This window comes from Archangium sp. (assembly GCF_045802675.1).
GTDB lineage: Bacteria > Myxococcota > Myxococcia > Myxococcales > Myxococcaceae > Archangium.
Window position 1 is genome coordinate 23,668 of record NZ_JBJMQO010000093.1, and the last position, 16,386, is coordinate 40,053.

The window sequence follows — 16,386 nt, forward strand, 5'->3', positions numbered from 1 at the left end:
AGCACGGAGTGCAAAGGGCTGATCTCCTTCGCGTTCTCGATGTTCGGTGACCATCAATGCGGACCGCGCAAGTGTCCTATGGTCGGAGAGACTGTAAAAAAGTGGGTGGGTCTTTTGAAAGAAGTACAGGCTTCTGCCCTGGGCGGCTTCCGCGAGCAGGGAGCGCCGACGGCTGCCGTGTCTGGCTTCGGGGAGACAGGTTCGACTCCTGTCTCCCCGGCCCACCAGTGGGTCAGTTCTTCAACTCGGAGACGCGGACATAGTCGAAGGTGGCGGTGAAGCTCGGTCCGGACTGGGACACCAGGCCAATGCGCGCTCCCGTTCCCAGCTTGTGCGTCCACGTCCCCGCCCGGCTCCAGGAGCTGCCATCCCGGCTGGAGTACGCGGTGAAGTGCTCCTCCTGCCCCACGGTGCGCTTGGCGACCCGCAGCCACAGGGTGTCCGCGGCGGGGCCTCCCACGGTCTCACCGTAACGCGGGTAGTGCGCGGGCACGCCGGGGCCCACTTCCTTGGCGAAGACGACCTGGCGCGTCTCCCAGACCGAGGAGTGGACGAGCTTCACATAGTTGTCCTCATCGCCGTGGAGGACGAGGCCCGCCTGGACGTAGTTCTGGCAGCAGCCCTCCGCAGGCAGGTTCAGCGTGAGCTTCGTCTCCACCAGGTAATCGCCGGTGGGGGCCTGCTCCCAGAGGATGGAGGCGTTGTCGACGTCCTCGAAGAGGTCGGCATCCTGGGTGTTGAAGAGGAAGGAGCCATTCTCCAGCCCGAAGCCGGTCGAAGGCGGCGGGCGCACCCAGCTCCACTGAGCGCCGAGCTCCGTGCCGTCGAACTCGTCCGAGGCCGCGGCGATGGGCGCCCCGGGCTCGTCCTGCTTCGCCAGCACCCTCGTGTAGAGGCTCGGGGTGTTCTCCGCATTGCCCGCCGGCACGGGCTGCTCGGTGTCCGAGGCGCCCTGGCCGCCGCGCACCACCGGCCACTCCTCCACCCAGTCCAGCGCATCCATCAACGCCTGGCGCTTGGGGGGCAGCTCGCCGGTGTCGGTCGGGGCCAGGTAGGGGTTCGCCCTGTCAACGGCGTGGTAGAGCATCCAGTCCTGGCCGCCCAGGTCCGTGAGGATCGTGTCGTGGCCCGTGCCCACCCAGCGGTTGCCATTCAGGCCGAGCACCGGAGTGCCACCCACGCGGCTGGCGGTGAGCGGGACACCCTCGCGATCCACGAAGGGCCCCCGCGGATCCTTGGAGCGCCCGGCGAACACGCTGTAGCCGCTGATCGGACCGTTGCAGCAGTTGGTGGCCGAGCCGAGCAGGTAATAGTAGTCACCGTGCTTGATGAGGCTGGCGGCCTCGTAGCGGTTGGCAATGGTGACCTCCACCTGCGAGGACGCATCGGAGGTCATTCCATCCTCCGAGAGCCTGCGCACGGAGATGCCGCCGAAGTAGCTCCCGTAATAGAGATACTTGCTCCCATCGTCGGTGATGAGCACCTCGGGATCGAACACCCACCGGCGGGACCCGGCGCAGCAGGGTGCCTCGTGGGGCTCGACGGCGGGCTTGTCGGCCTGGGTCCAAGGGCCCAGGGGGCTGGTGCTGGTGGCCACGCCGATGGCGCTGCCACCGGCCACCGTGTCCACCACCGTGTAATACAGATGGTACTTATCGCCGAAGAAGGCGATCTCCGGTGCCCAGAGAGCCGTGTCAGGCTTTGCCCAGGCCGGCGGCGCGGAGAGCGCATCTCCGGCGTAGGTCCAATTCACCAGATCATTGGACTTGAGGATGGGGATCAGGTGCCGTCTGTATTTGCCCGTCACCGGGTCCTTGTCCTGATCGTTGAGGGAATCGGCCGTGCAGTACATGTACCAGGCCGTGTCTCCCTCCCGCTGGCCGCGGATGGCCGTGGGATCGGGGCAGTTCTCGACGCGCCCGCCACCGGGGATCAGGATCTGCAGCGGGTTGGTGAAGTTCTTCGTGACGGGAGGGGGCTCGGTCGGTGTCGGGTTCTCCGTCGGCGTCTCCGGCGGCTTCACCTTGTCCGAACAGGCCGTGGCATTCAGCACTGCGAGCACCAGGAGCACTGCTCCCCTTCGGCTCCAACCTCGAGATGAAGACGGCCCTCCGCGCATGTTCAATTCCTCTTCCGGGCTGATGAAACCGTTTGTGATTCCCGAGCTGCCCCTTCGGGCACCCGCAGGAGGACGGTTTTCTCATACAGGCGGAGACAGTGTGTCAAGGGCACCAACCATCGGAGAGGCCGGCGGCCTGGACTGACCCACGAGGTTCAACCCGGGTTCATCCGATACCCTCTCCCGGAGGACGAGGGGCAAAGGGCCGCGGGGCAGCACCTGTGCCCAGCGGCCTCCTGTCCTCCGCCTCCGGTGAAGCTCAGTGGTCGGTGGCGTCCTCGATCTTGTCCCCGGCCTTTTCCGCCTTGTCCCCCGCGGTCTCGGCGGCGTCCCCGGCCTTCTCCTTGGCCTTCTCCGCCGTGTCCTCGGCCTTGTCTCCGGCCTTCTCCACCGAGTCCTCGGCGCGCTCGCGCGTATTGCGGTGGCAGCCCGCTCCCGCGAGCAACGTCCCCAGCGCCACGGCCCACAACACCTTCCTCGTCATCATCCCCTCCTCACCTTCGTGGTTGCCTTCGCGGTGCGGCGTGCCACGGGCTTCTTCGCCCGCTCGGCTGCCTTCTTCGCCCGGGTCGCCGCGAGCCTCCGGTGCGCGAGCACCGCTCCCGCGTCCGTGGGCGAGGCCGCCTCCGGCTCCGTCGAGCCCGAGACATCCAACGTCCCTCCCACCACCCCCGAGGGCTGCCCTGTGTCCTTTCCCATCCACGACCTCCGTCCGGATAACCTAGGAACGAAGCCGTGGACGTGAAGCGGGGCCCCGCGGTGTTCACCGGCGGACGCCCGGGAGCGTCACTTGCAGGAGCCGCAGTCCCGCCTGCAGCTGTAGGCGACGTTGCCCACACCACAGGACTCCGTGGGCTGACAGATGCCGTCGCCGCACGTATAGATGTCCTGGGGACTGAGCCGGGTGGTGAGGGCGTGGTAGGAGACACCGTTGCGGGTGCACCGCGTGAAGTACGAGCCCGTGCCGTCATGCTGGCAAAACGCGTGGCAGCTCCCGATATAGGCGAGCGGCGGGCACGCGTTGTTGCCCGAGAGCGCGCAGGCCCGGAGGCTGCTCTGCGAGATGGGCAGCAGCCCCTGATCGTTTCCGACGAAGAGCCCCTCCCCATTGAAGAGGTTGCCGAAGAAGCACCCTTCGCGCAGCGTGTAGCTCGACAGCTCCGCGGCCGTGGTGGGGATGAGCTGCCCCTGCGCGTTGGTGCCCAGCATGGAGAGCAGCACGGAGCGGCCGTACTTGTTGACGAGCGCCCCCAGGCACGCGGACACGGTCTGCTGCTCCTCCACGGTGGCCGGCGAGCCGCTGGACCAGGCCGGTGCCAATCCCAGACCTCCGGGCCAGACATAGGTGGTCGAGCCATTCACATACGTCCGGCTCTGCCCCGCCGGGACGGCGCACCGGACGAGGTACTTCATGAAGAGCTCGGATTGCTGCGGGTTCTGCTGGAACCAGGTGGAGAACGCGCCGCTGGACAGGCCATTGAAAGCCAGACCGTTGAAGGCCAGCCCATTGAAGGCGAGCCCGTTGAACGCCAGCCCATTCGCCGTCAGGCCATTGTCCTCCTCGAGCGCCTGCTCCGCCGTGCGGCCGGGCTCTCCAGAGGGGGCCTCGGACTCGTCCACCGAGCCACAGCCGCCAGCGAGTGCCAACATCATCACTCCGAGCAATCCAATGGCTTTCATCTCGGGTCCCCGGCTTCCTGACAATTCACTGATTCCCTGACCCTAGCACGCAAGGGCAATCATTCCCTGGCACCCCTGTCCTGGGGCCACCGCCGCGTGAAGTGACGGACAGCCCGTCAGGGAAAACCGTCGGGCCGAGGACGAAAGCACCGGAGCCCGCCCACGCCCCGGAAAGGTGTGGGCGCGAGGCGGGGCTCAGGCGCTCTTGCGGCGGCGGATCATCGCCTCGTACGAGCGGCCCACGCCCTGCGAGAGGATGAGCAGCTCGCCCACGTCGGGCGGGGTGAGCTGGCCGGGACCGTTGTCCACGTACAGCATGTGCACCAGCTTGCCGCGCACCAGCAGCGGGAGGATGACGGCCGTCGTCGGGTAGTCCCCGCTCAGCAGCTTGTAGAAGAGGCCCGAGGCCGCGTCCCGGCGCACCGGCCCCACGTAGTGCGAGCACGTGTCGCGCACCAGCCGGAAGGTGCTCGGCGCCTGCAGGCTGATGCCCATGCGCTTCACCGCGGCCTCGCGCACCCCCTGCCCCATGCCGCGCCAACCCGTCACCAGGCTGCCCTGCACGCTCAGCAGCAGGCAGCGCTTCCACTTGCCCAGCGCGAAGCGCAGCACCGTCGCCGCCACCTGCTCGCGATCCGAGCTGCGCGACAGCTCCGCCTGCGCCTCGGCGAAGGTGAGCGGCGTGGGCGGAAGCTCCGGCGGCGGGGCCACCGGCCTCGTGCGCGGCCGCGCGGGCGCCACCGGGGGCACCCCGGGCACCGGAGGCGGAGCCACCCCGGGCCCCTCCTCCAACAGCGGCGCCTCGGGCACCACCAGCTCCGGCAGGGTCTCCAGCGGCGGAGGCGCCACCGGGGGCACCGGCACCTCGGCGTAGCCCTGGACGATGGGGGCGGGCAGCTCCTCCTCCACCGCCTCCACCAGGTCCAACACCGGCTCCTCGCCCACGGCCTTGCCGCCACCGGTGAGGGCCTGGGCGTAGAGCGATTGGAACTCCTCCTCGCTCATCAGGTCCTCGCCCTTCGCCGCCTCCTTCCGGGCCTCCTGCTGGGCGCGCGTGGGCCGCACCGCGTTCATGTCGATGGCCCGCATCGCCCGGAACGCCTTGCAGTAGCGCCGCTGCAGCTGGTTCATCCGGAACTCGGGGATGACCACCGGCACCACCCGCTTGCCCGTCTTGAAGGCCAGCGCGTCCAGCGTCGCGATGTCCTCGGGGTTGATGACGGCCACGCTCATCCGCGTGGCGTCCACCCGCATGGGCAGGAAGTCCTTCTCGTCCGCCTCGTTGAGGTCCACCAGTTCCAGCGCGCGCGCGTCCGGAATCATCTCGCCCGAGGCGGACGCCACGTTGTGCTGCTTGCCCAGCACCCGCGCCAGGTCCTGCTCCGACAGCATCCCCAACTCGACGAGGTTCGTCCCGAGCCGCCCGCCATGGACGACTTGCGACTCGAGCGCCTCCTCCAGGGCCTGCGGGGTGACGAGATTTTCCTGAAGGAGCAGTTCGCCCAGGCGCATGTCGGCTCCGGCTTGTAGCCGCCCCCCGCCGCCTTCCGCAAGGCGCGCGGGCCCTCCCCTGTCCCTCAGTCCTCCGGGTGATGGCTGAGCGCCACCCGGTTTCCCTCGGGATCCCGGACGTACACCGTCCACTTCGTCTCGTGCTCCACCGCCACCCCCGCACGCCCCAGGGCCTCCACCGCCCGGGTCCGCTCGGCCTTCGGAATCCGCAGGGCCAGCAGGAAGAGGCCCGGCCGCTCGTTACGGAAGGGACCGGGCTCGGGCTCGCCAGACACCTCCTCCAGGGCGAGAAACCCCCCGCCCGGCACCCCCACCCACACGCTGCGGAGCGAGCCGTCGGGCCGATGGTGCCTTTTGAGCTCGGACAAGCCCAGCACCTCCCGGTAGAAAGCGGTGACCTTCTCTACATCCCGAACCTGGATGGCCAAGTGGTGGAAGCCCTGAACGTCCATGGCCTGAATGGTATGGTGCCCGCCCCCCATGGCGCGACTGCTGATCGTCGAGGATCACCCCGAACTCGCCTCCCTCATGGTCGCCGCGGCCGAAAGCCGCGGTCATGAGGCCACGGCCGTCCACACCGGCGAGGCCGCGCTCGCCCTCTTGCGCCCCGCGGCCTTCCACGCGGCGGTGGTGGACCTGCTGCTGCCCGACATGCGGGGCAGCGCCGTGCTCACCGCGCTCCGAGACAACGCCATCCCCGCGGTGGCCGTCAGCGGTGTCTTCAAGGGAGACCGCTTCGCCCGCGAGGCCATCGAGGTCCACGGCGCCCGCGCCTTCTTCGAGAAGCCCTTCGAGCTGCTGCAACTGCTGGACTCCGTCGAGCAGCTGTGCGGCCTGACCCGGCCCCTGCCCCCGCCTCCCGCCGACGAGGACGAGGAGGTGCTCGTCTTCGAGGACGCCTCGCTCCTGGACATGGAGGACGAGCCCGTCTTCGCCCCCTCCGAGGACGAGCCCGGCTACGCCTCCGTGGAGGACGAGCCCGTCTTCGGCACGCCGCCCGAGGAGCATGAGCCCGTCGTAGAGGGGCTCGCGGTCGTCGAGGAGGCGGGAGATCCGCTCGGGGACGAGCCCCTGGCGCCCCCTCCCACCCCGGAGGCCCCCCCCGTGACGCGGGAGATCGAGCCGCCCGCGATGGAGTCCCTCGACCTGAGCGTGACCCCCGTCATCCGGACGGAGGACCTGGAGGAGCTCGGGGCGCTGGAGGCGCTCGAGGAGGAGGAGCAGACGCCCGCCCCGGAGGCCCCCGCCGAGGCGCAGGAGCACCGGGCGCTGGAGGCGCTCACTCCGGCCGCTCCGGCCGAGGAGGAGGACAAGGCCCTGGAGGCGCTCGCTCCGGCCGAGGAGCAGACGGCCCCGGCGGCCCCCGCCTATACCGAGGAGTACGTGGCGCGCAGCGCGAACGAATCGGCCGAGGAGAACCAGGCCCTGGAGGCCCTCGGTCCGGCCGAGGAGACCTCCGCGCCGGCCGCCGCCGCCCCGAGCGCCTCCGAGACGCCGGAGCCCGAGCCCGGCCTCGCCCTGCCCTTCGGCGAGCGCGAGAAGGTGTGGAACAAGCCGGCCGGCGCGGACCCCAGCCGCCGTCCGCCGCCCGACTGGTCGCTCTCGGGAGACCTGAAGAACACCAGCGTGCCCCGGCTGCTCAACGCCTACTACGAGGCGCGCCACAGCGGAGAGCTCAAGCTGCGGCAGGGCTCGGTGCTCAAGGTCGTCTACTTCGAGGCCGGCCGCCCGGTGTACGCCGCCTCCAACCTCGCCCACGAGCGCTTCGCCCGCTTCTGTGTGCGCCGCGGCGTGCTGCCGGAGGCGAAGCAGCAGGAGGTGCTCACGCTCGCGCGCGAGCAGAACCTGCGCACCAGCGAGGCGATGATGCGCCTGGGCCTGCTGGACGCGAAGCGCTACCCGCGGCTCGTCGAGGAGCAGGTGAAGGAGCTGCTCTGGTCCACCTTCTCGTGGAAGGAGGGCGCCTACGGCTTCAGCCCCAAGCGCCCACCGGGCACGGGCCTGGTGAAGCTGTCGGTGTTCCCCGGGGATCTCATCCTCGAGGGGATTCTGCGCTCCGAGCCCCTGGAGTCCCTGCGCGAGCACATGCCGCGCTCGCGCCGGCTCTTCCCCACCGCGGCGCCGCCGTACGCCCTGCACGAGCTGAAGCTCAAGGGGCCCCAGGCGCTGCTGCTGGCCTACACGGACGGCAGCAAGACGGTGGCGGATCTGCTCACGCTCACGGAGCTGCCCGAGCGCGGCGTCCTGGCCACGCTGCGGGGCCTGGAGCTGATCGGCGTGCTGGAGGAGCGGCGCGACGAGCCGACCAACCGCCGCCGCATCAGCTTCGGCCTGTAACCGGGCGCGGACGCCCTCCGCGCCCTACTGCCGGCGGCGGCGGCGCACGGCCGCCCCCAGCACCCCGAGCGCGAACACCAGCGGGCCCGGCCCCGAGCTGGTGCAGCCACAGCCGGAGTCCGGCACCTGCACCCCGGGGGCCTCGCTCAGGGAGATGGGCACGTCGCGCAGCAGGGCCTCGCCATCCATGCGGCGCTCGCCCACCAGGTGCGGGCGCGCCACGTAGGTGAGCGTCCCGGTGCCCTCGCCCGCCAGGGCCAGGCCCTTCACGGTGAGGGCGCCCTCCTCCCAGGAGGCCTCCACGGGCTGGCCGTCGAACTTCGCGCTGCCCTCCACGTACGTCAGGCCCTTCAGGTGCTCCACGTAGCTCACGTCCGACACCCCGCACGCGGTGGTGTTGAGCAGCTCCACGGAGACACCGACGAGCCCCGTCTCGGAAGCGGCGGGCACCTCGGTGCGGCGGCGCACCTTCACGAAGGGCGCCACGGTGATGGGCAGCGTGTGCTCGATCGTGGCCTCGCTCGAGCCCGCCTTCGCCGTCACCTGCACCACCACGGAGCGGCCCACCAGCGCGTCCAGCCCGGTGTCCCGAGTGGTCAGCGACACCGTGTTCCCGGACAGCGCCGTCTGCTCCAGCGGCGGACCGTCCACCTGCGACCAGCTCACGGCCGACGACGGACAGGCGCCCGCAGGGAACGTCTGCGTCAGCGTCGCGCGCGCGCCCTCGCCACAGCGGGCCACCAGCACCGACTCCGCCGGCAGCGACTCCAGCTTCGCCTCCAGCCGGGGCAGCTCCCGGTCCCACGTCGTCTCGGCGGTGCGCTGGCCGGTGTCCTCCACCATCGAGGCCTTCACCTGGATGTGCCCGCCCTGGCAGCCCATGCCCAGCGGAAGCCGCCACTCGCCCGGGACGGCCAGCGTCGTCGTCAGCGGCGCCCCGCCTCCGCTCGAGGACTGGAACTGGAGGTCGGCGCGCAGGTTCCGCTCCGCCTTGCAGTTGAGTGGCGAGACCACGCTCACGAGCAGCTCATCCGAGGGCAGCACGTCCGCGCCGAGCTCGAACGCTCCCGGATCGAACGGCTCCCGGTCCGTTTGAACCGTCACCTGACGCGTCGAGATCGACTCGGAGGTCCCAACGGGTGCGCCCACCAGGCGGTTGATGCCGGTGATGAGCAGCTCGGAGGACGCCGGGGGGCAGTGCTCCGTGTCCAGCACGAGCCCGTGCGTGGCGGGCTCCTCCCGGTACGTGAGGCCCTTCCCGGGCACTCCCCCGTCGGCCAGCGCCACCCACCACTCGGTCGTCACTCCTGGGAAGGAGGCACTGCCCTCGCACGCGTGGCGGCTCGACGCGGGCGTGAGGGTCAGCGAGTCCCCGGCGTTCAGGTGCTCGACGCCCGTCTCCGGGCTGAGCAGCGGGTTGGGCGAACCCCAAGGGGCCACGTGCACCTGGAGCACCTGGGAGCGGGACAGGCCGCCCTCGTCCGTCACCTGGTACCGGTAGTAGGAGTCCCCTCCCCCCGCCTGACACAGGAAGGGCGGAGGCGTGAACACCGCCAGGTTGGTGCCCGCGTCCTCCCGCTGATCCAGCGACGGCGCCCCCGCTCCCAGGGAGATGGGCGTCCATTGGTTCTCGACGAGCGCGCAGCCCGTGTCCGCCACGCTCGTCCGCAGCGTCAGGGGTGCTCCCCCCGCGCTCAACCCGACGGCCGCACCGTCCGCGAGCACGCCTCCGTCGGAGAACACCACCGAGGGCCTCGCCGGCGGCACCGTGTGCTTCACGTACACCGGGAAGCTCTCGTGGGCCTCATGGGCCGCCAGGCCATCCGAGGCATTGACGACGAGCGTGCCCACGCGCTGCGGCTTGCAGATCTTGCCGGTGGCACCCGACACCTGGATGGACTCTCCCGGACTGGCCGCGGCCGAGGGCACCACCACCGAAAACGGCGCCGAGCTCTCGCTCCAGGGCGTGGCCGTCACCAGCACCGGGTCTCCATCCGGGTCGCTCGCCTCGAGGGACAGCGTGAAGGCCGTGCCCTCGTCGATCACCACCGAGGCATCCGACGTGTCCACCCCAGCATCCGCCTGCGCCGCCACGGAAAGCGTCGGGCCCGCGGCGTTGGTGTAGATGAAGACGTTGTCCGTGCCGGCCCGGTCGGCGGTGAAGACACAGGAGCTGGCGCCCACGCAGGCGACCTGCTTCAGCGGAGCCGTCCCGCCATCCAGAAAATCCCTGTCCCGCCAGACGGTCCCCGCCTCCGTGTCCGAGAGCATGGGCACCGCGCCCATCACCTTGAGCCCCGTGCCGTCCGGCTGCGCCACGATGGCCATACCGAACCCGGTGCCGTCATCCCCGCCGAACCCCACGTTCATGGACAGGCTCTTCACGCCCAGCCCGCCATCGAGCGCCTGGGCCTCCCGGAGCGGGGTGGACGACGCCACGATCGAGCCCTGGAGGAACCCATGTTGCGTGCCCACCACGGCATAGGGAATCGCCGGGCTGCCGGCCGCGAACAAGTCGATGGCCTGCACGGCGCCCATGGGGGTGTCGCTCGACGGGAACAGCTCAAGGCTGTTGGTGGTGCCGTCCAGCGCGCGTTCGACCCTGTGCACGGTGGTGGGATTCCTGGCGCTCCCGATGAGCGCGTAGAGCGTGTCGCCAATCCGCACCACGCCGAGCGTGCCGTTGATCGCGGGGTCATTCAGGGTCGTGGGCTTGAAGGTGGCGTGGTCGTAGATGCTGGTCCCCGACGTGTAGACCGCGTACTCGTTGTCGGGGGCGTGGGCGATGGCCGCGGCGCCGCCGCCGACCGCGTGCTTCACCCGCAGGATGTCCATGTTGCTGCCGGCGATGGGATCTCCGAGGTTGGAGCCACACGTGATGCCGGCCGCGTTGAGCGCGTCGCGCCCCCCGGTGAAGTCCTGCCGGACCGAGACGAAACAGGCCTCGGGCAGTTTGTAGTACGTGCCGGCCGACTGGCTGTTGGGGCCGGCGATCGTCTGGGGGAGGACCAGGCCGCCATCGAGGAACAGGTACGCGCCCTGCTCGAACCCCACCGCGAAGTGGCCGGGAGCCCAGACGTCCAGGACCTCACTGGGCGTGCCCGTCACGGACGCCCGCGTGGGCCAGTCGGCGTGCGCCCGGGCGGAGGCCAGCAGCACCAGGCCCGCCACCGTCCCCAGCGCGAGCAGCCGCGCGCGCGCGCGCCGCCTAGTACGCGAGCTCCGCTCGAAGATAGAGCCTGTCGGAACCATTCTGTGTCTCCTCCGGCAAGCCCGTCCCGGTGAACCCCAGCAGTGTATAGCCCGCGGCCACACGCAGCCTGTCGTCCACCCGGTACGCCACCTCACCTCGAATCGAACCCAACGATTCGTCCTCGGGTGCCACCGACCGCCCCGCCGCCTCCACCGCGACCTCCAGGCCACCCACCACCCTCACCGACGGGCGCAACGAGCCGGTGAGAACCCATATCGCAACATCGCCCCGGGTGCTGCGGCCTACATGGAGTCCCGCGGCGAGTGCGAAACGGTCCCCCACGCGCACCGCCGGCAGCAGTGAAAATATCTGCTGACCACGTTCTCCGAAGACAGCGCGCTCGCCCGGCAGCAGCTCACGCGAGAGGCCGTAGCGCGCCACGAGCAGGAAGGGCCCCGGCCTCCAGGCGAGCGCGGCAAAGCCCTCGAGCAGCCGGGCCTCCGTCTCCCCACTCTCCCGGCGAGAGGTGCGGCCGTAGTTCACCCGCCCCGAGAGCGACAGGTCCTCGCGCAGCACCGCCTCCGCCGCGAGCGCCATCACCGCCTGGAGGCGCTCCACCGGCTCCGCCGGGCCGCGATCCGGCGTGCCACGCGTGAAGAGCAACTCCATGCGGCCATCCGCGCGGAAGCGCTCCAGGACGAGCTGCCCGGAGAGGCTCGCCACGTCGCGCCGCAGCGTGGACGGCACGTCGAGCACACCGCGCACGCCGCGCTCGTAGCGCGCGCCCACGTTGAGGGCGCCGAAGACGGTCTGCTGGAAGCCCACCGCGCGCGCCAGGCGCACCGCGTTGCCGTCATGCGAGGCCACGTCCTCCACGAAGAGGCTCGTCCCGTCCGCCAGCTGCGTGCTCGCGCCACTCACCGCGCGGCTCGCGCCGAAGTCCGGCCCGTCCACATCCACCGAGTAGCCGCCGTAGTACACGTCCTGGCCCCGCTGCCACGTGCCGCTCAGCCACGCCAGCGGCCCCAGCTCCGGGCCCCAGCCACCGCGCACGCCCACCAGGGCCTCGTCGCCGATCTTCACGTCCACTCCCGCCGAGGAGAACGTGTCGTCCACCCGGCCCGGCCCGTCGCCACGCAGCACCAGCGCCTGCCGGTGCCCCGCCGACAGCCGCAGCCAGTCGTTCACCACGTAGTGGCCGTGCAGCCCCGCGGACGTGCGCCCGCCCTCGAGCAGCGCACCCTCCCCGGGCACTTCGCTGGCGCGCAGGCGGGCGTCGCGCACCTCCACGCCCACGCCCCACCGCTCCTGCTCGTAGCCAAAGCCCAGGCCCAGCGTGCGCGCCTCCAGCGGCGCGTCCGCGAAGGGCACACGCGGATCCGCCGAGAGCCGCTCGTCGCCCAGCAGCGTGAGACGCCAGGGCCCCAGGGGCTGCACGGCGCGCAGGGACGCCTGGCGGAAGAACCGCGAGTCCGCGTGGGTGCCATCCGAGAAACCCGCCGTGCGCCGGCGGAAGGCCGCGTCCACCGAGCCCTGGCCGAAGAGTCCCGGCCCCCTCAGGCGCAACCCGAGCGCGTCTCCACCTCCGGCCACCCGCGTCTCGTCCGGCCGGAGGAAGGACAGGCCCCCATCATCCGAGACGCCGAACAGCTCCGGCAGCACCGCCGAGCCCTGGCTCCGGGCCACCTCGGCCAGGAGCGTGTAGCCCCCCAGGGTGGCGCGCGCATGCGCGGAGAGCAGCTGGTAGGGCGCCCCATCGCGCTGCTCGCGCACGGCGGACACGGACACCCGTCCGCCCTTCCACTCCGCCCACGCCTCGCCTCCCGCGGAGTCCATCGGCGAGGCGGATTGCAGCACGGCGTACTGCACGGTGAGCACGGGCTCGGGCGCGGCCGTCAGCGGCTCCGTGCGCAGCAGCGGCGCACCGGCGAGGAAGGACAGCGGCCGCGCGAGCAGCACCCGGCCCGCCGCGTAGTCGATTTCATAGTCCCGGCCCCGGATGAGGTGGCGCTCGGCGAGCGGCAGTCCGGTGACGCCATCTCGCACCTCCACGCGCACCAGCTCCGAGCCCTCCGCCACCGGCGCCGAGCCCAGGTAGTAGAGGCTTCCCCCGGTGGCGCGCAGCTCCTCGTACGCGGGCAGCGCGGAGAGCGAGCGCGTGGGATCCGCCAGCCCTCCGGCGAAGGCGCTCACGCCCGCGCGCAGCCGTCCCAGCTCCGCCGCCAGCTCCGCGAAGGGGCCGAACAGCGGCCGGTGGTAGCGGCCCACCTCCCCCTCCGCTTGCAGCGCCCGGTACGTCCCCAGGCCCACCCGCCCGAAGCGATCATGACGCACCTCCAACCGCAGACGGCTCTCGGTGGCGTTGGACGTGAGGCCCACGGACTCATCTCCCCACTCGGAGATGGCGAGGTCCGGATCCGGCGCCCGCTCCAACCGGGGAAGGCGCGGCCGCAGCCAGTCCGCCACCGGGCGCCCGCGCAGGTTGTCCACGTCGGTGTCGCGCAAGTCCAGCTCGCCGGTGAGGGAGAACTCCCCCAGGCGCGCCTCGCCATGGGCCGCGCCACGCCCCCGGAGCCGGAAGTCGCGCGTGGACGGCGAGAGCGTGGCCTCCACCTCCAACAACCCCACCCCGAAGGCGCGGGGCACCGCCACCAGCTGCACCGTCACCGTGCGGACGGGCTCACCCGGGGGCTGCACCTCCAGCGCGATCCGGTTGCTTCCCGGCTCGAGCACCAGCGGCACCAGCACCGAGCCCTCGGGCCCCACCGTCACCTCGCCGCGCGGCGAGCGCACGCGCGTGCCCGGGGGGAACTCGGCGCTCAGCGAGGAGACGCCACTGGCCGGAGGCTCCTCCCTGCTGCCCGGCAGCCGCAGCGCGCCGGTGGGCTCGGGCTCCCGGGGAATGACGAGCAGGCCGCCGTCACGCGACACCACGTCGATGCGCTGGTGGAAGAGGCGCAGGGTGCCCTGGGCGCCGAAGTCGCTGATGGACAGCACGTTCTCCCCGGGCACGAGCCGGACCCGGGCGCGCCAGCCGCCGCGCGCGTCCACCTCGGCCGGGGTGGTGCCCACCGTCACCTCGTCCCCCGGCGAGGCGTGCCCGGCCACGAGGAACTCCACCCCGCCCGGCACCGCCGCGGCCACGGGGGGCGACGTGTCATAGCCCAGCGACAGGGACGGCAGGGACTCGGGCCGCGTGCGCACCGCGAAGTCCTGGAGCACCACGGCGGCCCACGGCACCTCCAGCGTGACGGCCCCGGGGCTGGCCTCGCTGTCGGGCGGCAGCGTGCGCACGTCCACGCGCAGCCGTTGCCGGCCGGGCCGCAGGTGCACCCCGCCCGTGGTGTCCGGAGAGCGCGCGTCCACCTCGGCGAAGTGGTAGCGGCCCGAGGCGTCCGTGCGCACCTCGCGGCCGGTGGCCAGCACCAGGCGGATGTCGGCGAGGCCCGGCTCCCCGGGCGCGCACCGCCCGTCTCCGTCCACGTCCCGGCACACGCGCCCGGCGATGGCCGCCGCCAGCTCCGGGGCCTCCGTCCTCGCCAGCTGCGCCCGCACGGCGCCCGGCAGCAGGCACAGGCCGAGGAGCACCCAGGCGGCGCACCTCAAGGCCGCACCTCGGCGAGCGCCGTGACGCCGGTGGCCACGTCCGCCACCGACACGCTCACGGGCCCCTCATGCAGCACCCGGAAGCTGCCGCGTCCGTCCTTCACCTCCACGGGCGTCCGCTCGCCGGCGGACAGCGACACGTGAGCCTCGCGGCCCTCCAGCACCCGGCCCGAGGCGTCCTCCATCCAGAACGTGACGCGCGGGCCCTCCACCTTCAACCGCACGTTCACCGGCACGGCGGGCGCCACCCGCACCGGCTGCTGCGCCGAGGCCGCGCCCACGGGCGCCTCCAGGGGAAACACCGGCCCGCCCTCGGCCACCACGAAAACCGTCTGCCGCAGCCCCGGCCACTGGCCGTGCACCACCTCCCACCGGCCCGGGCGCACGGGGCCGAGCACCACCGTGCCGTCCTCGCCCGTCACCCGCTCCTCGTCGCCCACGCGCAGCGGCTGCGCCGGCACCGGCAGGCCGGCCAGGTCCGTCACGCCCGCGGACAGCACACCGCCCTCCGCCCAGACGCGCAGGCGCGCGGGCTCCGTGCCGGCCGGGCCAAGGGCGAGCACCTTCACCTCCGACGCCCCCACCGGGCCCTTGGGCGGCAGCGTCCAGGCGAGGGTGAACACGCCCGGGGACTCCTCGCGCGGCGGGCTGAACGCGCCCAGCGGCGAGCCCGGCTCCACCCGGGCTCCCGGCCTCGGCCGTCCGAAGGCATCCCATACGCGGGCGGTGACGCCCACCGTCGAGCCGAGGTGCACCACCGGCTCGGCCAGCGACAGGGCGGCGCGCGCCACCGGCCCCTGCACCAGCTGCAACGGCAGCTCCTCGCGCGAGCTCGTCCCCCGCTCCGGCCAGGTGGCCACCAGGTGCTCCGGCTCCGCGGGCAGGGAGCGCGGCGCGGTGTACAGCCACTCCAGCAGGCCGCCCCCGGCGCGCGTCGGGCCGCGCAGGGTGCCGCGGCGGACCGAGGCCGTCACCCGCGCGTCGCGCACCGGCAGGCCAAAAGGGTCGCTCGTGGCGCACAGCACGCGCGCCTGCGAGACACCGTCCGCCGGGAGCCGCTGCGGGTGGAGGACACACGCCAGCCCGTCCGTGGGCGGCAGCGCCAGGTCCATCCGCGAGCGCCGCACGTTGCCCGCCGCGTCCACCGCGCGCGCCTGCCCGACGCCGTGGCCGGGAGGGACGATGACGGGCAGCCGGAAGCGCCCGTCCGGAGCCGCCTTCACCGGCCCGAAGCTCGTCCCGGCGATGGTGACGGTGAGCTGCGCGTTGGGCTCGGTGCGGCCCGGCAGCTCCACCGAGGCGGCGAGCGGCACCCGCACCTCGCCGTAGGCGCCGTGAATCGACTGGGGATGGGGCCACGCCGAGAGGGCCACCAGAATAGCCACCTCCGGGTAGCGCGTGTCCGGCAGCACGTAGCGCGCCCGCCAGGTGCCGGGGCCGGTGCGCTCGAGCGACTCCACCCGCCCCACGTTGGCCCGCAGCACGGGCGGCGCCCCGGTGTCATCCGGCGTGCCGTCCGGCCGCAGCATCCGCACCGTGAGCCGCGCCTCCTTGTCCCGCCCCTTCACGGGCGCGGGCGGCTCCACCGTGAGCGACACCTGCGTGGCGGGCGGACCCAGCACGTACCGGGACTCGGCCCGCGCGCCCGCCCCCTCGGCCACCACCCTCACCTCCCGCGCTCCGGGCTCCGGCACCACGAGGAACGTGCGCAGCGGAGGCTGCTCGGGCCCTGGCACCAGGCGCGCCCCGCTCGCCGACACGGACAGCCCCTCCGCCGTCACGGGCGCACCCGTCACGTCCCGCCGCAGCAGGGCGATGGCGAACCCCTCGGGAGGGACGGCCGCGGACGGCCCCAGGATGTCGAGCGTGTCCGCCGAGGCCACCGAGGCGGCGAGCAGCAGGACTGGCAGGAGACGGTTCAGAGTGCCGGTAATTTACC

10 protein-coding genes are annotated in these 16,386 nt (G+C 72.2%); 1 reads left to right on the plus strand and 9 read right to left on the minus strand.

Annotated features, from left to right (window positions below; all coding sequences use genetic code 11):
* Nucleotides 1–232 precede the first annotated feature (232 nt).
* The 6 genes from ACJ8AN_RS26635 to ACJ8AN_RS26660 form a co-directional block, all read right to left on the minus strand.
* Entirely contained in the window at nucleotides 233–2,062 is a 1,830-nt protein-coding gene (locus ACJ8AN_RS26635; protein WP_407758285.1) for a family 43 glycosylhydrolase, read from the minus strand.
* 316 nt (nucleotides 2,063–2,378) lie between these two features.
* Complete coding sequence (locus ACJ8AN_RS26640; protein WP_407758286.1) at nucleotides 2,379–2,603, minus strand: YtxH domain-containing protein; 225 nt, start codon at nucleotides 2,601–2,603, stop codon at nucleotides 2,379–2,381.
* Nucleotides 2,603–2,818 carry a hypothetical protein gene (locus ACJ8AN_RS26645; protein ID WP_407758287.1) on the minus strand — a complete coding sequence of 72 codons (216 nt, stop codon included), beginning with the start codon at nucleotides 2,816–2,818 and terminating at the stop codon, nucleotides 2,603–2,605. The genes ACJ8AN_RS26640 and ACJ8AN_RS26645 overlap by 1 nt, the downstream gene beginning before the upstream one ends.
* Nucleotides 2,819–2,905: 87 nt before the next feature.
* Nucleotides 2,906–3,799: a hypothetical protein gene (locus ACJ8AN_RS26650; RefSeq protein WP_407758288.1), complete on the minus strand. Its 894-nt coding sequence runs from the start codon at nucleotides 3,797–3,799 to the stop codon at nucleotides 2,906–2,908.
* A 195-nt stretch (nucleotides 3,800–3,994) separates the two neighbouring features.
* Nucleotides 3,995–5,311 (minus strand): hypothetical protein, encoded by a 1,317-nt coding sequence (locus ACJ8AN_RS26655; protein ID WP_407758289.1) that lies wholly within the window; start codon nucleotides 5,309–5,311, stop codon nucleotides 3,995–3,997.
* Between the two features lie 65 nt (nucleotides 5,312–5,376).
* Entirely contained in the window at nucleotides 5,377–5,763 is a 387-nt protein-coding gene (locus ACJ8AN_RS26660) for a VOC family protein (RefSeq protein ID WP_407758290.1), read from the minus strand.
* Nucleotides 5,764–5,791: 28 nt separating this feature from the next.
* Here ACJ8AN_RS26660 and ACJ8AN_RS26665 point away from each other — a divergent pair, with 28 nt between their 5' ends.
* Nucleotides 5,792–7,648, plus strand: coding sequence for a DUF4388 domain-containing protein (locus tag ACJ8AN_RS26665; RefSeq protein ID WP_407758291.1), 1,857 nt, complete (start codon nucleotides 5,792–5,794; stop codon nucleotides 7,646–7,648).
* A gap of 24 nt (nucleotides 7,649–7,672) precedes the next feature.
* Here the strand turns inward: ACJ8AN_RS26665 and ACJ8AN_RS26670 are convergent, their stop codons facing one another.
* Genes ACJ8AN_RS26670 through ACJ8AN_RS26680 form a run of 3 tightly spaced genes read right to left on the minus strand, consistent with a single transcriptional unit; the run spans nucleotide 7,673 to nucleotide 16,330 of the window.
* Nucleotides 7,673–10,900 (minus strand): MYXO-CTERM sorting domain-containing protein, encoded by a 3,228-nt coding sequence (locus ACJ8AN_RS26670; protein WP_407758292.1) that lies wholly within the window; start codon nucleotides 10,898–10,900, stop codon nucleotides 7,673–7,675.
* Entirely contained in the window at nucleotides 10,857–14,447 is a 3,591-nt protein-coding gene (locus ACJ8AN_RS26675) for a flagellar motor protein (RefSeq protein ID WP_407758293.1), read from the minus strand. Before ACJ8AN_RS26675 ends, ACJ8AN_RS26670 begins: the two co-directional genes overlap by 44 nt.
* Nucleotides 14,444–16,330, minus strand: a complete 1,887-nt coding sequence (locus ACJ8AN_RS26680; protein WP_407758294.1) for a hypothetical protein — start codon at nucleotides 16,328–16,330, stop codon at nucleotides 14,444–14,446. Before ACJ8AN_RS26680 ends, ACJ8AN_RS26675 begins: the two co-directional genes overlap by 4 nt.
* Nucleotides 16,331–16,386 lie beyond the last annotated feature (56 nt).

Excerpts from the sequence above, each read along its gene's own strand:
- ACJ8AN_RS26660 (WP_407758290.1), bottom strand. The coding sequence starts at position 5,763 with ATGGACGTTCAGGGCTTCCACCACTTGGCCATCCAGGTTCGGGATGTA.
- ACJ8AN_RS26650 (WP_407758288.1), bottom strand. The coding sequence starts at position 3,799 with ATGAAAGCCATTGGATTGCTCGGAGTGATGATGTTGGCACTCGCTGGC.
- ACJ8AN_RS26665 (WP_407758291.1), top strand. The coding sequence starts at position 5,792 with ATGGCGCGACTGCTGATCGTCGAGGATCACCCCGAACTCGCCTCCCTC.
- ACJ8AN_RS26640 (WP_407758286.1), bottom strand. The coding sequence starts at position 2,603 with ATGACGAGGAAGGTGTTGTGGGCCGTGGCGCTGGGGACGTTGCTCGCG.
- ACJ8AN_RS26645 (WP_407758287.1), bottom strand. The coding sequence starts at position 2,818 with ATGGGAAAGGACACAGGGCAGCCCTCGGGGGTGGTGGGAGGGACGTTG.
- ACJ8AN_RS26655 (WP_407758289.1), bottom strand. The coding sequence starts at position 5,311 with ATGCGCCTGGGCGAACTGCTCCTTCAGGAAAATCTCGTCACCCCGCAG.
- ACJ8AN_RS26670 (WP_407758292.1), bottom strand. The coding sequence starts at position 10,900 with ATGGTTCCGACAGGCTCTATCTTCGAGCGGAGCTCGCGTACTAGGCGG.